Raw genomic sequence first — 429 nt, 5'->3', positions numbered from 1 at the left:
AGTCGCTTAACCTCACAACCCACAGGCGTTTTACAACGCTGCGAATTGCAAGCATTTGAGAGACTCGAACGCATCGCTTTGTCATTCCTTATTACGGAGGAATGACGCGCTGCGTCGTTTCAATTTTCAGCTTGTTCCGGATTGTTAAAGAGCAAATATCTCAAACGCGGCCCGGCTGCTTACGCAACCAAATCGGTTTTGAGATACTGTATGGAGACACCTTTCACCTGTCACCAAGCAGGTGGCGTCCCCTAGGGGATTCGAACCCCTGTTGCCGCCGTGAAAGGGCGGAGTCCTAACCGCTAGACGAAGGGGACACAAAAGTGTCACGACTTCGCAGCCGTCCTGCTCATTACTTTTTATCAGACAATCTGTGTGGACACTGCGCGGGAAGGTATCTTCAGGTAAGGAGGTGATCCAACCGCAGGT

At 51.3% G+C, this 429-nt stretch carries 1 tRNA gene; it reads right to left on the bottom strand.

The window, feature by feature from the left end:
• Positions 1-242: 242 nt before the first annotated feature.
• Positions 243-317 (bottom strand) — tRNA-Glu (locus HFD87_RS22770).
• Positions 318-429: the final 112 nt, after the last annotated feature.

The organism is Pantoea sp. EKM21T (assembly GCF_011800405.1).
GTDB classification, from domain to species: Bacteria; Pseudomonadota; Gammaproteobacteria; order Enterobacterales; family Enterobacteriaceae; genus Pantoea; species Pantoea agglomerans.
The sequence above is the reverse complement of the archived record's forward strand: the minus strand, read 5'-3'. Positions and strand labels throughout refer to the sequence as shown.